The organism is Zymobacter sp. IVIA_12111.31 C1 (genome assembly GCF_047495495.1).
Lineage (GTDB): Bacteria > Pseudomonadota > Gammaproteobacteria > Pseudomonadales > Halomonadaceae > Zymobacter.
Map to the genome: position 1 here is coordinate 397,035 of NZ_CP179930.1, position 18,825 is coordinate 415,859.

Here is an 18,825-nt window from a genome sequence, read left to right on the forward strand (position 1 = left end):
TGTCGTGCGCGCTACTCGTCCTCGGAGACGCTGTGCAGTACCTCCTGACGTTCCAGCAGCTCTCGCACGCGTTCGGTGGTGTGTTCCACGTACGTGGTCAGCAACTCGAAGTGACGACCCGGAGTCACCGCCTTGTCCGTCAGCGTGGGCCACTGGCAGGCCAGTGTGACCGGGTCGACCCCTTTGGGCGGTGACATGGACTGAATGAGCAACACGGGGGCGGGCAGTGTCGTTGGCGTCCAGTGCTGGCTGAAGAGCGTGGCGTACCATGCCAGCGCGCCCAGTCCCTGGTCATCGTAGGTCCAGAACTCACTTTTGGATGTCAGCCAATCGCCCATGACCTCGTTCATGATGTCGTGCAGTGAGGTGCTCATCGTGCTGCTGTCGATCATGACCACGCTGTCGGGCGTCACGCCCTGCTGCACCAGCGCTTCGGTGACGGCGTAGGTCATCACGCCGCCGGTCGAGAAACCGAGCAGTATGAAGGGGCGTCCGTCCGTGCAGCGAACGATGGTTTCGGCAAGCGCTCTGGTTGCGGCTGCGGGGGTCGCGGGCAGGGCGGCATCCTGATAGCCGGGCAGCGGGATCGTGACCGCATCCACCTGTTCGCCCAGTCCGTTGATCAGGCGCTGGTAGGTCAGGTCGACGGCGGCGGGGATGAATGAGTTCAGGCAGACCAGTAGAGGGCGATTACCCTGCTGGCGTACCCAAACGGGGATGGTCAGGTGCTCGGTGGCTTCTTCCTCGCTGAACTGGGGGCGTGCTCCGGCGGCATTGGCCATCTCCATCAGCGTTTCCGGCACACGCTGCTGTTCGACCCCTTGCTTGAGCTGGGCGTAGAGCGTGCCTGTCTGTGGGCTGGGAGCAATGGCCGTGGTGTTCGGTGTGCTCAGCACGCTGTCGAGGAACTCGGCCAGTGCGATGGGCGTTTCATGATTGAACATAATGGTCGCGGGCAGGCGCGTACCGATCAGCGCCGAGAGACGCTGGCTGGTTTCGACCGAGGTTAGCGAGTCCAGACCCAGCGAGGTGAAGGTGACGTCGCTGCGGATGCTGCCAGGATCGGGGTGATTGAGTACTTCGCTGACCTGCTGAATGGCCAGTTCGAGCAGGCGTTGGCGACGCTCTTCCGCGGAAAGAGTCGCCAGCTGTTGCGCGATATTCTTCTGCGGGGCCGTGCGTGTGATCGTGGCGCTGTCGCTCAGCTCGGTGAGCAGTGGCGCGACGCAGGGCACCTCTTGGAACGTGGCCAGATTGAGGCGTGTTGGTAGTAGCACGGTCGCATGACTTTGCGCTCCGGTACCCAGCGCGGAGATCAGGTAGGACAGGCCCTGTGGGGTCGGCAGTGGCAGGTGACCCGACGTCATGATGGTGTCGATGAGCTCGTCGCCAAGCTGCTCGCCCATCTCGGAGCGTTCTGTCCACATTCCCCATGCCAGTGCGCTGGCCGGTAGTCCTTGACGACGGCGGTGGTGTGCCAGTGCATCAAGGAAGATGTTGGCGGCCGCGTAGCCGCTCTGACCTTTCTGCGTCAGCAGGTCGACTGAGGTTGAGTACAGCACGAAGGAGGCCAGATCGCAGTGGCGAGTGAGGCGATGGAGGTGCCAGGCTGCGTCTACCTTAGGTCGCATGACGTTGTGCAATTGCTCGGGAGTCATGACATCCAGCATGGCAGTGTCCACTACGCCCGCTGCGTGCAGCACGGCGGTCAATGGATGCTCGGCGGGAACGGCATCAAGCAGGGCGATGACGTCTTCTTCCTTCGCCACGTCGCAGGCTACCAGTGTCGCTTCGGCACCGAGGGCGTTGAGGTCCTGCACGATCCGTTCGGCCTGAGGCGCATTCGGGCCGCGGCGGCTGGCCATCAGGAAGTGGCGCATGCCCAAGCGCGATGCCAGATGGCGGGCGGCGACCTGTGCCAGTGCTCCCGTGGCCCCGGTGATCAGTACGGTACCGTTCTGATCGAGTTCATGAGGAACGGTAAAGGTGAGCGCGCGGTCGTCGTCAGCATTAAGGGCAAGGCGTTGCAGTGCATGGGCGGCATAGCGGACATCGGTGGCGTTGGGTGCCAGCGGTGGCACGGACGCAAGCGTTGCGGCCAATGTCTGCGCCTCTTCTTCACTGAATGAAAAGGGGAATGTGAGTGGGGCGATCGTCACCGCTTTGCCGTAGTCGAACGCCGTATCGCGACCCGCCCGACGTAGCGTGATGTCGATATCGGTCAGCCGGTTGGCCTCTTCGGGGCGTACGCAGTGAATGGCGGCACTGTCGTGCTCTGCAGACGACGCCAGCTGGCCGGTTAGTGTGATGGCGTGCACGTCGGCACCGAGTGCCTCTGCCAGCCATGCGGCGGCAGTCCCCTGTGCGCTGTCGGCATCGTCGACCAGCAGGTGCTGACCTTTGATGGCGGCCGCATGCTGGGTAAGCGTTTGCCAGGTTTCGATGTAAGGCACGATGGAGGTGGCCGCCTCGGCAAACGTCCACCCTGCTGGCTGTGGCAGTGCATCGTGTTCGCTGACGATCAGCTGTGCCGGGAGGCCTTTTTCATGGCTGATCACCATCACGCGATCGCCGGGTTGCCATGCCGAAACGTCGTGACCGCACGCTTCGACGACCCCGGCAATGCCGTGGGCGACGGTGTCGGTGTGGAAACCTGCTTGGGGCAGCGCTGCGGCACGTACCGCAATGCGCAGTTGCTGAGGCTGAAGCGACGGCTGCGCGTCATCCCTCCAAGCAAAGGCGCTGGCCGTTAGCGATGAGGCCTCTTTCTGGACTAGCGTTCCGTGGTTGCCCGCGGGCAGGGGCACTAGGTCGGTCGGCACCGTGCGGGTCAGCTTCGGCACTTGCAGTTGGCCCTGACGCAGTGCCCCTTGAGGGTTTCGCTCCGCGATCAGTGTGCTGATGGCGGCGGGCAGGGCTTGCCAGCTGCGCTCGTCCTCGTCGAGGTCGACCAGCAGTAAACGATCGGGATGTTCGTGCTGAGCCGTTCGGATCAGGCCCCACAGTGGTGCCCAAGCCAGATCGGTCACGTCCTCGGTATCGTCCGTGGCGATGGCATGGCGAGTGATCCACACCAGCGGACGGCTGGCGGTATGCGCATCGGCCAGCCAGCGCTGCAGCTGTTCTGTGACCTGCTGAAGATGCTGGTGAGCCGCATTCACTGGAGATTCGTCTTCAGTGCCCGTGCACAGCAGTGCGGTGATGCCGTCTGGCGGAGACTGGGTAAGCGAAGCGCGGGCATCATCAATATCGCTCAACGCCTGCTGAACCTGTGCCGCGGCGGCGGCTGGGACGGTAGAGGTCGACGGAATTACCCACTGGATGTCGGCAGGAGCCTTGGTGTCTGTGCTTTCTAGTGCTTTCCAGAGCAGTCGATATGGGGGGCGGTAGTACTGCGGTGGACGGGCCTGCTGAGGATCGAACGATTTCAGCACAAAGGATTTCACCTCGGCGACAGGCGTATAAGTGTCGTCGAACAGGCGCACGCTGTGTTCGCTGTGCTCGTAGTTAGTCTCGACCTCATCGGTCGTCAGTAGCCCTCTGATAGTGCGGGCCCCCTGCGCATAGACATGCAGACCGCTGACCATGAACAGCACATGCTCGGGAGCATCTTCCGCCTGTGGCGCGTTCATGAAGCCCGCTTGGAGGCCCGTGTCTAGCAGTACAGGATGAATGTTAAAGCGAGAGATCTTGAGGTTTTCATCAGAGGCAAAACCTGCTTCAAAATAGATGCCCTCAGGCCTGCGCCATGCCGCTTTGAGGCGACGGAATCCGGGGCCCAATGAACGTAGGTGACGGTACATGTCATCCATGTCCAGCGGCTCGGCACCTTGCGGCGGCCAGCAGGTAGTGTCGATGTCCTCCCACTCGGGGATCTGCTGCGGGCTGGCCCCCAGTGATAGCGTGGCGTGCTTGATCCACGCCGGTTCAAGCTCGTCGCTGTTGCCGTCGAAGCGCGGTCGGTAGTAGAACGCCGCCTTGCACTGGCCGTGTTCGTTGGGCAGCTCGACCCGCAGCTGGACGTCAGCCGAAGCGCCATCGGGAATGGTCATCAGCGTTTGCAACACGAGGTCGTTGACCACGCCATAACCGAACTGCTTGCCCGCATGGTGAATCATTTCCGACGTCATGGCCCCTGCGATGGTGATATCGCCGTGGATGCGGTGTTCCTTGATCCACGGGTGTTCATCGGGACGAACGTGGCCGGTGAATATCCAGCCGCTCTGGTCGGCCAGTTCGACCCCCTGTTCGAGGAATGCATGCGACAGTGCGATCGTGCTGCTGTGGCGCATGGTAGGGGCGCTGCTCTCGCTGAGCGTCAGCCAGTAGTGACGGTGCTGGAAAGGATAGGTGGGCAGTGAAACGGGAGCGGCAGCGGGCAGTAGCTGCTGCCAGTCCGGCGTGACACCGTGGGCGTGAAGCGCCGCCAGTCCGGCCAGCAGGGTGCGGGCTTCGTCACGTTCTCTGCGCATGGCGGCCAGCCAGAGCGTATCGGTGTTGCCACTGTGGGCCATGCCGTTGGCGCGGCCGAGGGCGGCAAGCACGCCGTCGGGGCCGACCTCGAAGGTCAGACGGGTGTTGTGCGTCAGCAGCCAGTGAGCGGCATCAGTAAAGCGCACGGCGCGGCGTGCCTGATGCGCCCAGTAGTCGGGCGAGCAGGCCTCTTCGGTAGACAGTGGCTTGCCTGTCACGGTCGAAATGATGGGCAGTCGCGGCGACCGGTAGGAGAGGGTTGCCAGCGTGTCGCGCAGTTCATCGACGATGCTGTCGATGTGGGGGGAGTGGAAGGCGTGGCTGACGCTCAGGCGGTGAGTGCGCTTGCCTTTCTGCTTCCACTGTTCGGCCAGTGCCAGTACCGCCGCTTCGTCACCGGAGATGACGGTTGAATCGGGCGCATTGAGTGCGGCAATAGATATGCGTTCATCGTCACCGATTGACGCTAGCAGCGAGGCTTCATCCGCTTCGATGGCGACCATGGCACCCGCGCGGGTGATGCCTTGCATCAGACGGCCGCGCGTGGCCACGAAGCATACGGCATCGTTCAGCGAAAACACTCCGGCCACATGGGCCGCCGCGATTTCACCGATGGAGTGTCCCGTTACCGCATCCGGTGTGATGCCGAGCCGCTCCAGCAGACGATAGAGCGCCACCTCGAACGTGAATAGCGCGGCCTGGGTGAAGTCGGTTCTGTTCAGCAGCAGCGCATCGTTGCTGGATTTTTCAGCGAACATCACGCTCTTGAGCGGCTGTGGCAGTAATGGATCGAACGCGTCGCACAGCGCATCCAGTGCGTCAGAGAATACGGGAGAGGCTGCGTAGAGGGCGCGGCCCATGGTGGCCCACTGCGCGCCCTGTCCGGAGAACAGGAACGCGATGTTGCCAGAGGTGCGTATGCCTTGAGCGACGCCGGACACGAAGCGCTGCTCGGCGATGCCCTCCAGTGCCGCTACAGCTTCCTCGCGTGTGGCGGCGGTCACGACCGCGCGATAGTCAAAATGAGTGCGGTAGGTCGCCAGTGAGTAGCCGATGTCTGATAGCGCTGTGTCGGTGTCTTCACGCAGTACCTCCGCGAGCTGGCGGGCTTGTGCCGCGAGGCCGTCTGGTGATGCCGCGGAGATAGGCAATACGCTGGTGGGGAGATTGACGCTGAGGGGCTGAAGCGGCGGTCTGGCGGGGTCCTCATCGTTCAGCAGCGGTGCTTCTTCCACGATCACATGAGCGTTTGAACCCGAGAAGCCGAACCCCGAGATCCCCGCGCGGCGGGGGTGCTGGGCATCGCGCGGCCACGGCTGTGGCTGGCACAGCAGCTTGATGCCACCGTCCTGCCAGTCCACCTTGGTGGTCGGGCGGTCGACGTGCAGCGTCTGCGGCAGCTGCTCGTGCTGCAGTGCCATCACCATCTTGATGATGCTGACGACACCTGCGGTCAGCTGTGTGTGGCCCAAGTTGGACTTGACCGAACCCAGCCACAGCGGCTGTTCATCGGAGTGCGCCTTGCCATAGGTGTTGAGCAGGGCATTGGCTTCGATGGGGTCGCCCAGCGTGGTACCCGTGCCGTGTGCTTCCACGGCATCCACCTCGGCAAGTGTCAGCTGCGCGTTCTTCACTGCGCTGCGAATCACCTGCTCCTGTGCAGGGCCGCTTGGCGCGGTCAGTCCGTTGCTGGCACCGTCTTGGTTGAGCGCACTGCCGCGGATCAGGGCATGAATTGGGTAGCCAGCGGCCAGTGCGTCCGACAGCCGTGCCAGCAGCAACACCCCAGCGCCTTCTGAGAAGCCCGTGCCGTCGGCGGCATCAGCAAAGGCCTTGCAGCGACCATCAGCGGCCAGCCCGCCTTGGCGGGTGAATTCAACGAACACGTCTGGCTGAGCGATAAGTGTGGTTGCCCCGACGATGGCAAGATCGCATTCCTTCTCGCGCAGCGACTTTTCAGCCAGATGCAGCGCGGTCAGTGATGATGAGCACGCTGTATCGATGGTAACGGCGGGGCCGTTGAGCCCGAGCGTGTACGAGATGCGCCCGGATGCCATGCTCATCTCCATCCCCTGCAGGCGGTAACCGTCGGTTTCCGGCGTGCGGTGGGTGATGTCCGGGATGTAATGGTCGTAGCAGGACCCGATGAAGACGCCGGTCTGGCTACCCTTCAGCGTGGCGGGCACGATGTTGGCCCGTTCCAGTACCTCCCATGCCAGTTCCATCAGAAAGCGCTGCTGGGGGTCGATCACCAGTGCTTCACGGTTCGAGATGCGGAAGAACTCAGCATCGAAGCCCGCGATGTCCTCAATGAACCCACCTTGCCACTGGGCTGCTTTAGCTTTGGCGTTGGCGTCACCACCGAACAGCGCGTCGATATCCCAGCCGCGATCGTCGGGCAGCGGGCCGATCACATCGGCACCGTCTTCAAGGCACTGCCAAAGCTTTTCGGGGCTGTCGATGCCGCCCGGAAGGCGGCATCCCATCGCAATGATGGCAATCGGTTCATGGCTGGCGTCTACCTGTTGCTGGTAGCGCTGTTTCAACTGTTCATGTGCTCGGAGGCTGCTGCGCAGCGCATCGGCAAGACGCTGTTCGTTGCTGCCGGATGAGGACGGTGTTGAGGGTGTCGCTGTCATGGTGCTTGAACCTCATTGTTGAATTGAGCGAGCGCTACCAGTTCGTCAATGCTGGCGGTATCGATATCGTTGAGCGGGGCACTGTCCGGGGCACTGTCGTCGGCCAATTGCAGTAGCGAAGCCAGCAGGCCAGCGCTGCGTAGGCGGTCGATAGGCACGGTGGCAAGCAGTGTCCGGATGCGAGTGTCATCCTCGGTAGAGGCCGTGGAAGCAGACGCGGGATCGGTGCCGTCTTCTAGGTCGGACGACAGCAGTTCGCCCAGATGGGCGGCCAGTTCGAGAGGGGTGGGGTAGTCATAGGTCAGCGTGGCCGGGAGGCGCAGTCCCGTCGCCGAGGCTAGGCGGTTGCGCAGTTCGAGGGCCATCAGCGAGTCGATGCCGCTTTCCTTGAAGGTGCTGTCCAGCGCGATGCCAGAGGCATCCTCAAGGCTGAGAATAGCGGCAATGACACCCGCAATGGCCTTCTGTAGATGCTTGGGTCGCGCCGAGGCTTCCAGTGCCTGAAGTTCGATTTTTAGGGTGGGAACATGTTGCCCCTGTGCGCGGGCCTTGCGCAGAGCGCCTGCACTCAGCAGCTGTTCCAGCAGCGGGTGAAGGCTGCCCTGCTGGGCATTGCGGGCCAGCGTCTGCGGGTTAAGGGGAACAGGGGCCAGTGCGCCGTAAGGCAGTGCCATGGCCGCATCCACGAGCGCATTACCGTGCTCTTCGCTGATCGGTGCGAACCCGGTGCGGGCGATACGGGCCTGATCGGCGCTGGTCAGATCGCTGGCCAGTGATGAAATGGTCTGCCACCAGCCCCATGCCAGCGCGGTAGCGGGCAGCCCCTGACGGCGGCGGTTCAGCGCCAGATTGTCGAGGAAGCGGTTGGCGGCCGCGTAGTTGCCCTGCCCGGGATTGCCCAGTACGCCAGCACTGGAGGAGTAGAACACGAAGGCTGCGAGGTCCTGATCGTGCGTTAGTTCGTGCAGCAGCGCTGCCGCGTCGACCTTCGGCGCGAAGACGCGGTCGATATCGTCCTCACTCAGGTTGGCGATCGTGGCATCGGACAGTACCCCTGCCGTATGGAATATCCCGGTAAGGGGATGCGCTGCCGGAATGTCGGCCAGTAGCGCTTCGACGCCAGCACGATCAGACATGTCGCAGGCCTTGAGGGTGACGTGTGCCCCTTCGCTTTCAAGCCGTTCCTTAAGCGCTGCGGCCCCCTCGCTGTCGGGTCCACGGCGGCTGACCAGCAACAGATGCTGGATGCCGTGGACGCTGACCAGATGATGCGCAAGAAAGCCTGCCAGCGTGCCAGTCCCGCCGGTGATCAGCACTGTACCGTTGCGGTCGAGCGGGCGCGGAAGGGTCAGTACCACTTTGCCGCTGTGGCGACCCTGCTGCATAAGGGTGAAGGCCGCCGATGCCTCGCGAATATCGAACGCTGTCACGGGCAGCGGCGTGAGTGCGCCGGCATGAATAAGCATCGCCAGTTCTTCGAGCTTGTGATGCGTGTCGACCGGGTCGAGGTCTGGGCGATCAAGCACGAGATAGTTGATGTCGGGACGAATAACCGCAACCGCTTCGACATGCCGGATATCCGTTTTGCCTAGTTCGATGAAGTATCCGTCCGGTGACATCAAGCCCATGGACGCATCCACGGCATCACCGCTCAACGAGTTCAGCACAAGGTCAATGCCTTGGTCGCCCAGCACGTCTTCGAACTGTTCGGCAAACTCGAGCGTGCGTGAGCTGGCAATGTGGTCTTGGGCAAGGCCCTGCGAGTGCAGAAGTGGCCACTTGCGCGGGTGAGCCGTGGCGAATATCTCGGCCCCCAGATGCTTCGCCAGCTGGATGGCCGCCTGTCCCACGCCGCCCGCGGCGGCATGAATCAGAACGCGGTCGCCGGGCTTGAGCGTCGCCATGCGGGTGAAGGCGTGGTACGCGGTCAGGAACGCGATGGGGGTTCCTGCGGCCTGCGCAAACGTCCACGATGGTGGTATAGGCAGCACGTTGCGCCGGTGTGCGATGACGCTGGGGCCGTAGGCGTTTTCGGCCAGCGCCAGCACGCGATCGCCTATCTGAATATCCTTAACGCCTGCTCCAATCGCTGTGACGACCCCGGCGGCTTCCGAGCCAATGCGCGTCTGCGCGGGAATCAATCCCAGTGCGGCAATCACATCATGGAAGTTAATGCCCGCGGCGCGAATGGCGATACGGACACTGTCGTCATCCAGCAAAGGGGCCTGATCGGGGGCCGGTACGATCGCCATTTCGGACAGATTGCCCGAGGCAGGAATGTCCAAGTGCCAGAGCGCAGTGTCGGCGGGTGGTGTCAGCAGTGCCGATGTCTCGGTGCGGGCAAGGTATGGGGTCAGCAGTTTGCCGCGCCGAAGAGCGAACTGGGGGCGCTGCTGCTCAAGGGCCTGTGTGATTACGCCTAGCGCGTCGATGGGCGCATCGGTATCGATCAGCACGAAACGGTCGGGGTTTTCGGTCTGTGCACTGTGCAGCAGTCCCCATGCCGCGCTGTGAGCCAGCTGGGCGCGCTCCGGTTCCTCAATGATTTCGGCATGGCGGGTGATGACGACCAGCGGTGTCTGGCCCCACTGTGGCTGGGCCAGCCAAGCCTGAAGCTGTTTGATCACCTGCGTTGCCAGCTGATGCGTTGCCCGTGCCGAGTCACCGTCTTCGATTAGCGGCAGCGGCCAGATCACCGCGGCCGGGGGCTCGGCATTCGCCAGTGCCTCCAGATCAGAGAAGCGGGGCAGTGCGGTCAGCGCACCGTCGACCTCTTGGGATGACAACACGGCCCAGCGAGGTGCGTCTGTCGGCTCGCCGAGAGCAGAAGAAGGCAGCGGTTGCCACTGAAGACGCAGCAGATCGCGTTCTGGGCGATAGCGGGACAGACTGCGCAGGGCATTGGGGTCAGTCTCGCGCACTGCCAGCGACCCGATCGACAGCAGCTGCTGGCCGTGGGGATCGTTCACCGTGACGCTGACGGCACTGTCCGACAGCGTCTGAAGAGTGACGCGCAATTGCTGTGCGGGCAGGCCGGACAGCGCGACCTGACTGAACGAGAACGGCAGTCGCAGCCCGTGTGTCTGGGTGGTGTCCGGCGGCAGGGCGATAAGGTGCAGTACCGCGTCCAGCAGCGCGGGATGAATGACATAACCCTCTGCGGACAGCCCTTGCGGCAGCTGGGCTTCGGCGAAGAAATCGTTGCCGCGGCGCCAAGCGGCGGTCATGCCCTTGAAGGTCGGGCCGTACTCATAGCCCGCCTCGGCGAGCGTCTGTTCCAGCTGGTCGATATCGACGGGCTGGGCATCGGTCGGCGGCCAGCTCGGTGTTGCTGTTTGTACCGGTGACAAGGCGTGGGGAGAGAGCTGTGCGGTAGCATGAAGCGCCCACGGTGCGGGGTCACTGTCGCTTTGAGTATGCGGGCGTGAATAGACCGCAAGGGCGCGCAGATCATCCTGATCGGGCGCGTCGATGCTGAGCATCAGGTCGAGATCGCCTTCTTCAGGCAGTACCATCGGGGCCTGCAATGTCAGTTCACTGATCTGGCGGCAGCCCACGGTATCCGCGGCGTGCTGGACCATATCCAGATAGGCCGTGCCCGGTACCAGCGTCACACCCGCGGCGGCGTGATCGGCCAGCCAACGTTGGGCTGACAGCCCGATGCGACCGCTGATGACGATGGCATCGTCATCGGGAAGATCGACGATCGCGCCCAGCAGGGCATGGTCGTCCGCGCGCAGCCCTGTCGATGACACATCACCGCTGGCGCTGGCATTCAGCCAGTAGTACTGGTGTTCGAAGGGATAGGTCGGCACATCGACGATGCGGGCGTCAGGGTGCAGCGCACGCCAGCTGATGCCATGCCCATCGGTGTACAGGCGTGCCATCGTTTCGGTCAGGCAGGCCACCGCTGGTGCCTTGCGTCGCAGTGTGCCCAGTGCGGTTCCCGCCTCTTCAAGCGTCTCTTCCAACGGCGGAATCAGCACGGGGTGTGGGCTGCACTCCAGATAGGTGACGTTGGCTTTGTCGCTAAGCGCCGTGACGGTATCCACGAAGCGTACCGGGTGGATCAGGTTGTCACACCAGTAGTGCGCGTCCAGTCGAGTGCCCGGTAGCGGCTCGTCGTGCGGGTAGCCTTCCACCGTGCTGTAGAAGGGCAGGCGCGTTGCCTGAGGCGTCACATCGGAGAACAGCGCCATCAGCACGGGGCGCAATGCCTCCATGCGCGGTGAGTGGCCCGCGACATCAACGGCAATGCGTTTGGCGCGGATGCGTTGCTGCTTACAGTCTTTGAGTAGGCGTTCAACGGCTTCTGTATCGCCCGATACGACCGTGGCGGAAGGGCTGTTGAAGACGGCCAGCGACACCGAGTCACCATACGGGGCGATAAACGCGCGTGCGTCGGCTTCCGACAGACCGACGGTCGCCATTGCACCGTTGCCGGCTTGGGTCAGCATCAGCTTGGAGCGCAGGGCGACGATCTTGATCGCATCCTGCAGGCTGAGCGCGCCCGATACGTGTGCCGCAACGATTTCACCCTGAGAGTGGCCGATCACGGCGTCCGGCGTCAGACCAAACGATTCCCACAGCCGTGCCAGCGCCACCATGACGGCGAACAGCGCTGGCTGTACCACGTCAATGCGTTCCAGCGATGGGGCATCAGGTTGCGCCTTCAGCACGTCGGTCAGCGACCAGTCGACGTAAGGGCGCAAAGCCTCGTCGATCTGATCAATGGTCTGGCGATAGACCGAGAAGGCCTCGTACAGCGCCATGCCCATTGTCGGCCATTGCGATCCTTGTCCTGGGAACACGAATGCCAGCTTGCCCTTCTGAGTAACGGGACGTCGTGCGACGGCCAGAGTCGCATGATCCTGACCCGCGATCAGTGCATTCAGACCGGTCAACAGGGCGTCGCGGGTTGGTCCCCAGACGGCGGCGCGTTGAGCGAAATGACTGCGGGACATGCCCAGCGTATAGCCGATGTCGACAGGGTCGATCTCTGGATGCGCCTGAACGTAGTCGCGTAGGCGTTCGGCGGCCGTGTGCAATGCCTCGTCGCTGCGCGCTGACAGCGGCCAGAACATGTCCTGCGGTGCTGAATGAGTGGTGTCCTCGCTGGCGATCTCGGCACGCTCGTCGGGGTATTCCTCAACGATCAGATGGCCATTGGTGCCCGATACGCCGAAAGAGGAAACAGCGGCGCGGCGCGGGCGGCTTTCTGGGCGTGGCCACGGCTGCGAGGCCGTCAGCAGTTGCAGTGAACCGTTCGACCAGTCCACTTCACTTGACGGGGCCGTGATATGCAGCGAGCGCGGATAGGTGCCGTGGCGCATGGCCATCAGCATCTTGATGACGCCCGCTACCCCCGCGGCGGCCTGTGTATGGCCGATGTTCGATTTGACCGACCCCAGTCGCAGTGGCTGTTGTTCTGGGCGCTGGCGGCCGTAGGTGGCCAGCAGTGCATTGGCTTCGATGGGGTCGCCCAGACGTGTCCCCGTGCCGTGCGCTTCGACGATATCGATGTCCTGCGGATCGACCTTGGCGTTGGCCCATGCATGGCGGATCACCTGCTGCTGTGCGGTGCCGCTGGGTGCGGTAAGGCCGTTCGATGCGCCGTCCTGATTGACGGCGCTTCCGCGGATAACACCGAGAATACGGTGCCCGTGTGCTTTGGCCTGTGACAGCCGCTCCAGCACCAGCATGCCCGCGCCTTCCGACAGTCCCACCCCGTCAGCGGAATCGGAGAACGCCTTGCAACGCCCGTCGGGTGATAGTGCGCGCTGCTGTGCGAAGTCGATCAGTACCCCGGGGGTGGGCATGACCGTCACGCCGCCCGCCAGTGCCAGGCTGCAATCGCTACTGCGCAGCGCTTCGCAGGCGGTATGGATAGACACCAGCGATGACGAGCAGGCGGTGTCGAGGGTGATGGCCGGCCCCTGCAGCCCGAGGCAGTAGGCCAAGCGGCCGGATGCCACGCAGGTGGCCGTCCCCATGTAGCCATAGCCCGCCACGTCTTTGGGTGCGAACTGGATTTGGCTGCCATATTCGGTTCCCATCACCCCGGCATACACACCGGTAAGGGAATCGCGCAGCATAGAGGGGTTGATCCCCGCATTCTCAATCGCTTCCCACGCCACCTCCAGCAGCACACGCTGCTGCGGCTCCAGCGTGACAGCTTCGCGCGGGGCGATTCCGAAGAACTCGGCATCGAATCCCGTTGCGTCATAGAGGAAGTTGCTGGTTGGCGTTGAAATCTTGCCGTACTGACCGGGTTCGGGGTCATAGAGGTTCTGGGTGTCCCAGCCGCGGTCCGAGGGATAGTGATCGGCAGCGTCTCGGCCTTCCTCGATCATGGCCCACAGTGATTCGGGGTCTGTAACGCCACCGGGGTAGCGGCAGGCCATCCCGATGATGGCAATCGGTTCATCGACGTATACGCGATCCTTGAAAGCGTCAGCAGCATCGTCGTCGCTGCTCAGCCCCATCTCATGGCGCAGAAAGTCGCTGACGGCGTGTGGCGTCGGGTAGTCATAGACCAGTGTGGACGGCAGCTCGATACCTGTGGCCGCCGAGAGTCCGCGTGCGAACTCGACGACGGTCAGCGATGTAAAGCCGATATCGCGGAATGATTGCGTATCCGAGGAGAACGACTGACCCAGCAGTGCCTGGGTTTCCTGGTCGATCAGCGATAGCAGGTACTCGCGCTGTGCGTCGGGCGACTGCTGGTGCAGCTCACCTGCCTCGTTGGAATTGACCGCTGGAGTGGTCGCATCGCGCGCCGGCGTGGCGTGCTGCAGTTGAGATAGATCAATGTTTTGTTTAGGAAAGAAACTTGAAACAACGTGCGGCCAGTCGATCGGTGCGCCGTAGATGAAGGCGTGTACGAAGGACTGCACCAGACTTTCTGCATCGTCCTTACGGCGGTCAAGGGTTGGAATGGCCGCGCCCTGTACGCCCGCTTCATTAAGATGTTCTTCGATGATGCTCGTGAGAATGGGGTGCGGGCTGACCTCAATGAACAGGCGATAGCCGTCACGGATCAGGGCCTGCACGCTGTCAGCAAAGCGCACGGTGTCGCGCAGAATGCGGAAGCCGTAGTCGGCGGGGAAGTCTTCTGGGGCCAGCCTTTCGCCCATGACCGAGGAGTAGTACGCCGCCCGCGTGTCGGAGGAGACCGTGGTGGGAGCGTTAGCGAGCACTTCCTCGCGGAGCGGGTCCACCATGGCGCTGTGGCCTGCCACATCGCCACCGGGTACTTTCCACGCCCACAGTCCTTCTTCATTGAGGAACGCGAGCAGTTCATCGGTATCGGCGGTACTGCCGCTGGCAGTCACACTGCGCTTACTGTTGACGGCGGCGATCGACAGGCGATCTTCCCAGCGTTCCAGCAGCGGTTTCAGCTTATCGAGCGATGTGGCGGCAGAAATCATCGCCCCTTGGCCGTCGATATGGGTCAGCGCTTTCCCCCACGCGACGGTCAGTCTGGCGGCTTCCTCGGGCGAGAGCAGCCCTGCTGCATTGGAGGCGGCCGCTTCCCCGACGGAATGGCCGACCACCGCCTGTTCAGTGATGCCGTAGGCACGCCACATATCGGCCAGCGCCGAGGCCATGGTGAATTGGATAGGCTGGATTTCGGTCAGGCGCTTGAATTCTTGGCCGGTGGTCAGCGCCTCCAGCGGGCTCCACTGCAGGCTGGGCTGAAGTGCCTGGGTGTAAAAGGTGATGCGCTCCTTGAACAGCGGGGAGGCGTCGATCAGGCCGCGGGTCATGCCGGACCACAGCGGTCCCTGGCCCGGAAAGACGAAGACTGGTGCCTTCGCGATATCCGCCGCCCCCTTGATCACATTGCGCGCCGGGCGCCCTTCCACTAGCGCCTTCAGGCCACCGACAAGCCGCTTCTTGTCGGGGCCGGATACGGCGGCGCGCAGCGTACCGTGGGGCTGTACGAGCTGTTCGAGGCAGAACGGCAGCAGTGCCTCCTCGGCCAGCGGTTCGATCTGGGCGAGCAGGTGTCTGGCGGCGTCGATCAGGGCATCGTCCGAATCACCGGATATCACGAGCGGTAGCGAAGCGATGGTCATGGCGTCACCTCCTTGGAAGCGGTAGCGGCGTGATGAGACGGTGTCTTGCGCCAGCCGATGTCGGCAGCAGCGTGCAGGGTGATGATCGTGGGCTGTTCGCTGCGCAGCAGTGTTCTGCCCAGCTGGCGGCGGATATCCCCTTCGGTGAGCGTGTCGTCTTCGCAGTACACATCCAGGGTGAAGAGCGAGTTGCCAGAGGCTTCGTCGTACTCGTGCACCCACGCCTCGGCGCGCGCTACGCCGGGGATGGTCTCTGCGATATCGCTGACCGATTTCAGGCTGACCTTTTCGCCGCGGCTCATCACGTAGGAGGGCTTGCGGCGTTTGAAGAACAGGTAGCCATCGTCGTCGATCAGGAAACGGTCGCCGGTGTGGATGATGCGGTGATCGCCGATGCGCGGCGTATCCGGTTCGTCCTCAGCACCGGTGATGCGGCGGGTCATGCCGCTGTCGGTTTCGACGATCAGTTCACCGTCGTCATCGTCAGGGTGATCCTTACGCAGGTAGACGCGAATGTCTGGGAAGGGCTGTCCCACTGAACCGTATTTGCTCGGCGGCGCTTTGTGCGCTGCCAGCGTGGCAACGCGCGGACCGGCCTGAGTCAGACCGTAGGTCACGTACAGGGCTAGCCCCGGCGTACGATCAAGCAGCGCCTTCAGCGACGCAGTCGACAACGCATCACCCCCGATCGTCATGCGGCGCAGCGGTTCAGGCAGCGGCTGATCGCTTGCCTCCAGCCATGCATCGACCATCAGCGGCGTCAGCGATGACAGCGTGATCTGGTATTGGCGGATGGTGTGTTCGTAGTGTTCAGGAGTGAAGGGCGGGCCTGCGATCACGGTTCGGTTGCCCAGCAGGAAGCTGGCCAGCAGCTGAGCTACGAACGCATAGGAGTAGTACATCGGCAGGTTAATCAGTACCCGATCGCTGGCGCTCTGACCGACGGCGGCGATATGGCGTGATGCGTTGAGCAGCAGTGCGTTGATGTGGAACAGGCAGCCACTGAAGATGCCCGAGGTGCCCGATGTCAGCAGAATGATGTGATGTTCGGGGTAAGCATGGGGCGCGCGTTGATCGATAAAGGCGAACTTGGCGACCCCGGCCAGTGCTGACACGCTGTCGGCAGGGCTGAGCGCGGGCGAGATGTTCAGCCCGACCAGTGCGCTGGCCCCCACGATGTGGGCGATGCGCTGGATGCGCGCAGGCGGGGCGGAAGACGGCAGCAGCACGGGAACGGCCCCCAGCGCCAGAATGCCGAACACCACCGCGACGAAGGCTTTGCTGTTGGGAATGGCCACCATGACGGGGTGGCCGGGCTGAACGCCTTTGGCACGCAGATCGGTGATGACGTCGTCGACCTTAATGGCGATGGGCTGGGCCTGATCGGCTTGCACCATATCATCAAGGAAGCGTTGAATCGTGTCGGGCTCCAGTGGTTTCAATGGCGTCGTCATCTTGTTTCTCCCGAAGTGGCGCAAGTGAACACCGTGCTGGTAACGCGGTGACCCGACGCATCGGCATCGTGAACCGTCACAATGACGTGTGACGCCGCCTGATCCTTCAACCACGTCTGCGCCAGTGTCATGGCATGAGGCTGGCCCAGCAGGCCGGGCATCGACAGCGCAATGCTTGGCCCGCTGAACCCCAGCAGTTGCGAGGGTAGGCAACAGACCAGCCCCGGGCAGGCACCCGAGAACTTCAGCGGTGAAACGTGGCCGGAAGGCACCGTTCGCGCGATAGCATGTAGCGTGTGCAGCGTGCAGGTATCACTGATAACAATATGGCCGACCGTACGGCGAGAGGCGTCCAGTGCATCACGGGTCGAAGCGACCGCGCTTTCCACAGCGCTAAGTACCAGCCACGACAGCGGGTCGGCATACAGTGACGCTTTTTGAGTGGGTTTCATCGACGCCAGATCGGGCGTACTGGCCGTTCCTTCGCCAACAGCAAGAAGGGGGAGAGGGTTGGAAGAGGCAAGCGTGCTCATGACAGACTCCTCTGGGCGCCTTGCAGCACCAGGCAGGTATCGAAGCCGCCGAAGCCCAGCGTGACGCTGATGCCATAGCCCTTACCCACTACCATGGGGGTATGGATGGGAATTGGCAGCCTGAGAGCGTCCAGTGGTTGCTGAAGGGCATATACGGGCGGGGCACAGTGGTGGTTGAGCGCTAACAGCACGACGATGGCTTCAATCGCACCCGTTGCGCCGAGCGTGTGCCCAAGCGCCCCTTTGGTCGCAAACAGCACGGGGGGATGGGCGTTACTGGCAAACAGCGAGGAATAGGCAATGGACTCAACGTTGTCGTTGATCTGAGTACCCGTACCGTGGGCGTTGATCAGCGCGATATCGTCGTGATGCAGGCCCGCGCTGAGAAGGGCGCGTTCGACCGTATTGATGACGTTCTGGCCGGACGGATCGGGGGCCACCGCATTGACCGCATCGTTGGCTGCACCGGCCCCAACGATGAAGCCGTAGGGTTGCGCACCACGGGCCTGCGCGTGCGCTTTGGATTCCAGCACGATGAAGGCCGCCCCTTCGCCCAGCACGGTGCCGCTGTGGCTGCGGTCAAAGGCATACAGCCCGTCGGGTGATAGCGTGCCCAGTCGCGAATGGCCGAGCCGCTTTCCTTCCGACAGAATGTCTGCACCGCCGCAGACACACAGATCAGCCCCGCCATCGCGGATAAGTGACAGCCCTACCTGAATGGCATCCGCTCCCGCCGAGCAGGCGGTAGACACCACAATGGGGGGACGTTTGAAGCCGAGTGTGCGTGCTGCGGCACTGGCCCAGTCCGACAGCGATTCGGTCGCGGTATCATCAAGATGATGGGCATAGCTCGTGCCCAACACCGACGTTAGCTGAGGCGCATCGGCCGCAATGCCCGCATCGTTCAGCGCCGTTTCCAGCGTCGAACAGGTCAGTATGTGTTGGCGTTCCGCTAACGGCATGTCCAGCGGCAGGTGGGAAAGCGCGACGGCAAGATCGCTGCGCAAGTCGTGTTCGGTGGGAACATGGTCGATGGCCGACGCACCGGCCAGCAGCGCCTCCCATACTGTCTTGAGGTCTGCCCCCAAGCCGGTGGACCACGCCATGCCGGTAACCCAGACCGCCGGGGAGTCATTCACCATAGCTGTTCTCCCAGGTCCGCGATGTTCTTGCGAATGATCGACCCTTTGATAGTGCCCGCGGCATGTTCGCCAACCGTGGCGTAGCAGGTGAAGGTAAGGAAATCATCGCGCAGGTGATCGCAGCGCACGTCGAACGTGACCAAATCTCCCGGTACGACGATATGCGTGAAGCGCGACTTGACCGATCCGATGAGGGTGACCTCATCATCGGCCAAGGGGGTCGTCGATACTTGCAGCAGGATGATGGCGGACTGAGCGACGGCCTGCATCATATGGCTGGCCGGGAAGATGGCGCGTTCGGGAAAGTGGCCGGAAATGGCGTCCGTCTGACCCGAAACGGCCATCAGGCTCTTGAGGTATTCCCCGGGGGCATAGTCGAGTACGCGATCCAGAAAGACCATCGGATGGCGGTGGCGCAACCACCCCTTGAGCTCGGTGAATCCCATGGTGCGAGGGGCCGCTGTGGCGACAGTAGCAGTGCTTGAAGTGGTCATGAGTGGGCC

Annotated in this window: 6 protein-coding genes; all 6 read right to left on the reverse strand. The window is 63.0% G+C overall.

The window, feature by feature from the left end; all coding sequences use genetic code 11:
* Positions 1 to 11: 11 nt before the first annotated feature.
* The 6 genes from ACMHYW_RS01850 to ACMHYW_RS01875 are packed head-to-tail and all read right to left on the reverse strand — an operon-like array spanning position 12 to position 18,816.
* Positions 12 to 7,112 carry an SDR family NAD(P)-dependent oxidoreductase gene (locus ACMHYW_RS01850; RefSeq protein WP_414500638.1) on the reverse strand — a complete coding sequence of 2,367 codons (7,101 nt, stop codon included), beginning with the start codon at positions 7,110 to 7,112 and terminating at the stop codon, positions 12 to 14.
* The gene (locus tag ACMHYW_RS01855) at positions 7,109 to 15,193 is read right to left on the reverse strand and encodes an SDR family NAD(P)-dependent oxidoreductase (RefSeq protein WP_414500639.1); all 8,085 of its coding nucleotides are present in this window, start codon (positions 15,191 to 15,193) and stop codon (positions 7,109 to 7,111) included. Before ACMHYW_RS01855 ends, ACMHYW_RS01850 begins: the two co-directional genes overlap by 4 nt.
* The gene (locus ACMHYW_RS01860; RefSeq protein WP_414500640.1) at positions 15,190 to 16,647 is read right to left on the reverse strand and encodes a class I adenylate-forming enzyme family protein; all 1,458 of its coding nucleotides are present in this window, start codon (positions 16,645 to 16,647) and stop codon (positions 15,190 to 15,192) included. Before ACMHYW_RS01860 ends, ACMHYW_RS01855 begins: the two co-directional genes overlap by 4 nt.
* Positions 16,644 to 17,180 carry a hypothetical protein gene (locus ACMHYW_RS01865; RefSeq protein WP_414500641.1) on the reverse strand — a complete coding sequence of 179 codons (537 nt, stop codon included), beginning with the start codon at positions 17,178 to 17,180 and terminating at the stop codon, positions 16,644 to 16,646. Before ACMHYW_RS01865 ends, ACMHYW_RS01860 begins: the two co-directional genes overlap by 4 nt.
* On the reverse strand, positions 17,177 to 18,322 hold the full coding sequence (locus ACMHYW_RS01870) for a beta-ketoacyl synthase N-terminal-like domain-containing protein (protein ID WP_414500642.1): 1,146 nt from the start codon (positions 18,320 to 18,322) through the stop codon (positions 17,177 to 17,179). The genes ACMHYW_RS01865 and ACMHYW_RS01870 overlap by 4 nt, the downstream gene beginning before the upstream one ends.
* Positions 18,316 to 18,816, reverse strand: coding sequence for a 3-hydroxyacyl-ACP dehydratase FabZ family protein (locus ACMHYW_RS01875; protein WP_414500643.1), 501 nt, complete (start codon positions 18,814 to 18,816; stop codon positions 18,316 to 18,318). The genes ACMHYW_RS01870 and ACMHYW_RS01875 overlap by 7 nt, the downstream gene beginning before the upstream one ends.
* Positions 18,817 to 18,825: the final 9 nt, after the last annotated feature.

Bases quoted from the DNA above. Each gene is read 5' to 3' on its own strand.
- ACMHYW_RS01850 (WP_414500638.1), bottom strand. From the start codon at position 7,112: ATGACAGCGACACCCTCAACACCGTCCTCATCCGGCAGCAACGAACAG.
- ACMHYW_RS01855 (WP_414500639.1), bottom strand. From the start codon at position 15,193: ATGACCATCGCTTCGCTACCGCTCGTGATATCCGGTGATTCGGACGAT.
- ACMHYW_RS01860 (WP_414500640.1), bottom strand. From the start codon at position 16,647: ATGACGACGCCATTGAAACCACTGGAGCCCGACACGATTCAACGCTTC.
- ACMHYW_RS01865 (WP_414500641.1), bottom strand. From the start codon at position 17,180: ATGAGCACGCTTGCCTCTTCCAACCCTCTCCCCCTTCTTGCTGTTGGC.
- ACMHYW_RS01870 (WP_414500642.1), bottom strand. From the start codon at position 18,322: ATGGTGAATGACTCCCCGGCGGTCTGGGTTACCGGCATGGCGTGGTCC.
- ACMHYW_RS01875 (WP_414500643.1), bottom strand. From the start codon at position 18,816: ATGACCACTTCAAGCACTGCTACTGTCGCCACAGCGGCCCCTCGCACC.